The organism is Prosthecobacter sp., from assembly GCF_044373815.1.
GTDB lineage: Bacteria > Verrucomicrobiota > Verrucomicrobiia > Verrucomicrobiales > Verrucomicrobiaceae > Prosthecobacter.
This window is the reverse complement of record NZ_JBIPNG010000506.1, coordinates 1-4,546: the sequence shown is the minus strand read 5'-3', so window position 1 is coordinate 4,546 and position 4,546 is coordinate 1. Positions and strand designations below refer to the sequence as shown.

Below are 4,546 nucleotides of genomic sequence, written 5' to 3'. Positions count from 1 at the left end.
GCCAGTTCCTTCTTCAATCGCACCGGATCATTCGCCAGCTGGGCCAGCAGCATCCGCTCCTGCGCTTTGACCATTGCATCCAGATCGGAGGCATAAATCGGCATCCCGTTCACCTTCGCCACCACACGGTCCTTCGCCGCCTCCGCCCCCTGAGCACCGGACTTGCCAAATCCAGCCAGCGTCAGCAGCAGCCAAAGCGCCACCACACTCACCGTGCGTGCGCAGTTTTTCAGATCCATTCCGCATCTCACGCGCCGCTTGCATCCATCGGGCAAGTTCGCCTGTCGCAGACGATGATCCATGGGTCGGGTCATGTTCATTTGAAAAATGTATATCAGTTTCTAGTTTTTCCGTCGAGCCTCAATAGATAGGTCATTGCCCTACCTCATCCCAAGACTCCGACATGTGAATTCCTGCCACTTCCAGGCTTCCATCTTTGTCTTGTTTGCTTTGCATCAGCATATGAGACTCCTTTGAAATGTTATCGATTCTGTCCCACACCTTCAGTGCGCCTTTTTCGAATGCTGGCCCTCAGGCATCAGGCCGCCCCGATCCTTTCAGCGTCCTCGGTCCAGTCACCACGCCGTGCCGCCGTGTTGCACCTGGCCCGGTGCAGCAGCGTCTGCTGCGCCGCCTTCACATTCATCTTGTCGCCACGCCAGATCTCCAGGGCCGGTTGCTGAATCGCACGGGCAAAGGAAAATGACAGCGCCCAGGGCAGCCGTGATTTAAAGCGCACATTCATCGCATTCAGCCGCGCTGTGGCCAGTTCCGCTGGCTGGCCGCCGGACAGAAACGCGATGCCCGGCACGGCGGCAGGCACGGCCTGCAGCAGGCACGTCACCGTCGCGTCAGCCGCCTCGTTCACGGTGGCCTGCTTGGGGCATGTCGAACCGGAGAGCACCATGTTCGGCTTTAAAATAATACCTTCCAAGATCACGCGCTGGGCATAGAGCTGGCTGAAGACCTCATGCAGCACCTCCTCCGTCACGGCGCTGCATTGCTCCAGCGTGTGCTCGCCTTCCATCAGCACCTCCGGCTCCACCACGGGCACCAGCCCCGCCTCCTGGCACAGCGCCGCATACCGGGCCAGATCCTGCGCATTCGTCTCGATGCAGCTCTGGCTGGGCATGCCCTCCCCGATGCTGAACACAGCGCGCCATTTGGCAAAGCGCGCCCCCATTTCACCATACTGCGTGAGGCGTTCCCGCAGGCCGTCCAGCCCTTCCGTGATCCTCTCCCCCGCATGCCCGGCCATCTCCTGTGTGCCCATGTCCACCTTGATGCCGGGCAGGATGCCCGAATCAATGAGCACATTGATGAAGGACGTTCCCTCCAGCGTTTTCTGCCGAATCGTTTCGTCGCACAGAATAGCGCCGCTGATGAACGCGCCCAGTTTCGGCGTGTTCACAATCATCTCGCGATAGTCGCGCCGTGCGTCTTCCGTCTGCGGTAGGCCCAGCGCCTCAAAGCGCCTGTTGCAGGTCGGGATGCTTTCATCCATCGCCAGGAGGCCCTTGTCATCCACGAGAAGAGCCTGCGTGGTGGCCAGGAGGGCTTGTTGCTTTGGTCCCATGTTTATTCGGAGATGCGGGTTTCATTTTCATGCGACCAGTACCCGTCGCTCCCATAATGCCGGAACAGCCCGCTCTCATAATCACGGCTCACGAGCGCATCGTCCGTATACTCCGGTGATGCCTTGACCGCCTCTCGGCTCATCTTCACAAAGACCTTCATTTCACTCCAGCTCACACGCTCGATCCATGCGGGTGACACCAGCACCTTCTTGCCCGGCCACCAGTTGCGCGTGTCCACCACCAGGTAGCGAATCGCCCACGTCTCATCATCAAGGATAAAATCCACCACATGGCCGATCTCACCATCCGTCGCCTGAATATCGTGCCCCGTCACCGCATCCGTGCTGCGCAGGTGAGGATCCCAGGAATGCTCCGGCTCATCCGGCGCACTCCATTGCTCAGGGTCACGCACCAGGTAAGGGTACGCGCCCCACATCAACGGACCGCCCCAGTACATCGGCCAGCCATAGTAGCCATGGTAGTCCACCTCAAACTGGCGCGACACCGGCTTGTCGCTGTCCCAGGACGGGCTGTCCTGAATCTGCTGCTTCGTCAGATTCACCGCGATGGCTTCATCCTCCTTCACCGCGCCCACCAGCGCATACGGCGAGATCAAAACCAGCCTGCCATTGAGCCAGCCGCCCGTGTCCGCCACCAAGTAGCGGATCGTCCAGTGCTGGTCATCGAAGTAAAATTCACGGACACTCCCGATCGTGCCATCGAGACAGTCCAGCTTGAATCCTTTGAGTGCGTTTGCTTTGAGTAACATAACGGTGGGATGGGGGTTGCCAGCACTTAATAAGGCGTATGCGAAAGATATTTCATGGCCGGCTGGATCAGTAGTGGCATTCTCCGTCCGGGCTAACGACTGCGCCATGGGGTGAAACCCCACTAACTACCGATTTCTACTCCCACGACAATCATCAAGGCTCACCACTCCGGTGGAGTCATCTTCAGGTATGATCTCGGCTGTTCCTGATGCCTTGCATGAACCTCAACCTCTCGTATCATCCACGCCTTCCGGCACCTCGGCAATGAGCCGCTGCATCGCCGCCACCTTGGAGCCGATGAAGAGCACATTCAGCAGATCAATCTGCTCACGCGTGGCACCCGACGTCCGAATCTTCATGTCCCCGGACCCAAAGCCCAGCAGCCAGTGCCGAAAAATATAATCCCGGTGTTTCTCCAGCCCCATGCCCTGCGCGTTGTAGCTGTTTGACCCCGTGCCAAAGAGCATCTTGTGCGTCAGTTGCCCCGGCGTCACCTCCCAGTAGCTCAGCCGGTCAAAGACAAACACCGTCAGAAACCACGTGATGAACATCAGCGACGAAAACCAAAAGTACGCGCCCATCGTCAGGTGAATCGTCAGATGCTCAAACCACCGGAACACCTCGTCCCACCAGCCCACATAGGCCAGCACCACCGTCAGCAGCGCAGCGCCCATGATCACCATCCCCGAGGCCAGACCGCGCACCGAAAAATTCGTGATCATGATGATCAAGAACAGCGTCAGGAAGTAGATCACCCCCAGGTTGTTGCCGGGATGCACCCACTCCAGCATCTGCCCGGTGGACTCATGCTGCTCCTGACCATGCAGGTACGTGAGCCCCGCCATGACATACCCCACCACCCACACCGGCCACCAAAACAGCAGCGAAGAGTGGCTGTAAATGCGGATGGCCGTTTGAGTACGATGCAGCACCGGATTGGCCTCGGCGGGTAAAGGATGCGTGCGGACTTCCGCAGCGTCGGTCGCTTCCAGAGGCGTCGTTGCAGGGACTTCGGATGTGTTGTGCTCGTTCATGGTAGTTTGATTTTGCTGAACCCTCAGCCCTGCTCCGGTCTTGATGCGTCAATATTGAATGAATCGGCCTTCAGCAAATTCACGGCGCTGCCGCCTCCGTCATGATCTTCACCAGCGTGTCCTCCACCTCCTTCGCCACGTCGTCCAGCTGCGGCGTGTTAAACATCCCCAGCAGAGTCGTCGGTTTCAAGGTGGCCAGGACGGTTTTGCCGCCCTCCTCGTACACGGAGATCCGGCAGGGCAGCGCCGTGGAGATGCTCAGGTTTTCATCCAGCACCTTCTTCGCCTGCTCCGGCTGGCACACTTCAAAGATCAGGCACTCATGGTCAAACACCACGCCCTTCTTCCACATGGTCTCCTTGAGATCATGCACCTGCATGACGCCGAACTTGTTGGCCGGCACCGCAATCTGCAGCGCCGCCGCCGTTTCTTTCACTGACTTGTCCGTGGTTAGTTGGATGAGCATAGGATGGTTGTTTGGTTAAGGTGTGGATCGCATCGTCGCGGAAAGCGGATTTACTTTTTCGAAAGTTCCCTGATCGCCAGCAGCAGCGTGCCGGTGATCGCCCACGTCCACAGGCCCTCGGGGATGCGGAGGGCCTTGAAGCTCACCGGTCAGGGGTGAATCGTTCCTGGGCCAAAAAGGCGGCGCGCTTCGCCCTTCTAAAGCCAGTCGTGGCTTCCAGCGCCTTGTTCGATCGTTTGATGGCTTTGTCCATCACATCCACCATGGACGATGTCGAATGGGCGGCGGGTTCCAGGAGTTTCCAGACGTGTGCTTGCATGGTCGTGTCTTGGTTCATCCATCACCAGCGGAGGGGCAGCGCCACCACACCGGCTATTGGAGGAACTTGAGGCTTGTTCACATCTCCGATTTACCACCGTTCACCAGCCCATCACCATGGGGTGAAACCCTACCCCTCATGCCACCGTTGCCGCCACGGCCTAAGTGGGTGTTCACCCCATGGCGGAATCCACCTCTGCATGCGATGCTCGCACTCCCCTTCATTGACTTCCAACTCTCATCCGCCCCCTACCGCCCTCTGGCAGCAAGACGGGGAAGCCGTGAGCCTGATCATCGCCGGAGACTGGCTGCGTGAAGGCCCCGCCGTCAGCGTCACGGGCACCGCCCCGGATCGCGCCCCCACTCGCTACCAAACAGACG

General features: G+C 59.0%; 6 protein-coding genes. All 6 read right to left on the bottom strand.

What is annotated here, in order from left to right:
• The coding region (locus ACIREA_RS27100; RefSeq protein ID WP_397385446.1) for a hypothetical protein at positions 1 to 239 on the bottom strand (239 nt) is incomplete at its 3' end.
• 299 nt (positions 240 to 538) lie between these two features.
• On the bottom strand, positions 539 to 1,576 hold the full coding sequence (locus ACIREA_RS27095) for a class I fructose-bisphosphate aldolase (RefSeq protein WP_397385445.1): 1,038 nt from the start codon (positions 1,574 to 1,576) through the stop codon (positions 539 to 541).
• A 2-nt stretch (positions 1,577 to 1,578) separates the two neighbouring features.
• On the bottom strand, positions 1,579 to 2,346 hold the full coding sequence (locus ACIREA_RS27090) for a PRC-barrel domain containing protein (RefSeq protein WP_397385444.1): 768 nt from the start codon (positions 2,344 to 2,346) through the stop codon (positions 1,579 to 1,581).
• A gap of 225 nt (positions 2,347 to 2,571) precedes the next feature.
• The gene (locus tag ACIREA_RS27085) at positions 2,572 to 3,381 is read right to left on the bottom strand and encodes a hypothetical protein (RefSeq protein ID WP_397385443.1); all 810 of its coding nucleotides are present in this window, start codon (positions 3,379 to 3,381) and stop codon (positions 2,572 to 2,574) included.
• Between the two features lie 79 nt (positions 3,382 to 3,460).
• A complete protein-coding gene (locus ACIREA_RS27080; protein WP_397385442.1) occupies positions 3,461 to 3,847 on the bottom strand; it encodes a DUF302 domain-containing protein in 387 nt (128 codons plus the stop codon).
• Between the two features lie 142 nt (positions 3,848 to 3,989).
• The gene (locus ACIREA_RS27075) at positions 3,990 to 4,166 is read right to left on the bottom strand and encodes a hypothetical protein (RefSeq protein WP_397385441.1); all 177 of its coding nucleotides are present in this window, start codon (positions 4,164 to 4,166) and stop codon (positions 3,990 to 3,992) included.
• Between the last annotated feature and the right edge of the window lie 380 nt (positions 4,167 to 4,546).

What these genes read in the sequence shown, in the direction of transcription:
- ACIREA_RS27095 (WP_397385445.1), bottom strand. Translation starts at nt 1,576, where the DNA reads ATGGGACCAAAGCAACAAGCCCTCCTGGCCACCACGCAGGCTCTTCTC.
- ACIREA_RS27090 (WP_397385444.1), bottom strand. Translation starts at nt 2,346, where the DNA reads ATGTTACTCAAAGCAAACGCACTCAAAGGATTCAAGCTGGACTGTCTC.
- ACIREA_RS27085 (WP_397385443.1), bottom strand. Translation starts at nt 3,381, where the DNA reads ATGAACGAGCACAACACATCCGAAGTCCCTGCAACGACGCCTCTGGAA.
- ACIREA_RS27080 (WP_397385442.1), bottom strand. Translation starts at nt 3,847, where the DNA reads ATGCTCATCCAACTAACCACGGACAAGTCAGTGAAAGAAACGGCGGCG.
- ACIREA_RS27075 (WP_397385441.1), bottom strand. Translation starts at nt 4,166, where the DNA reads ATGCAAGCACACGTCTGGAAACTCCTGGAACCCGCCGCCCATTCGACA.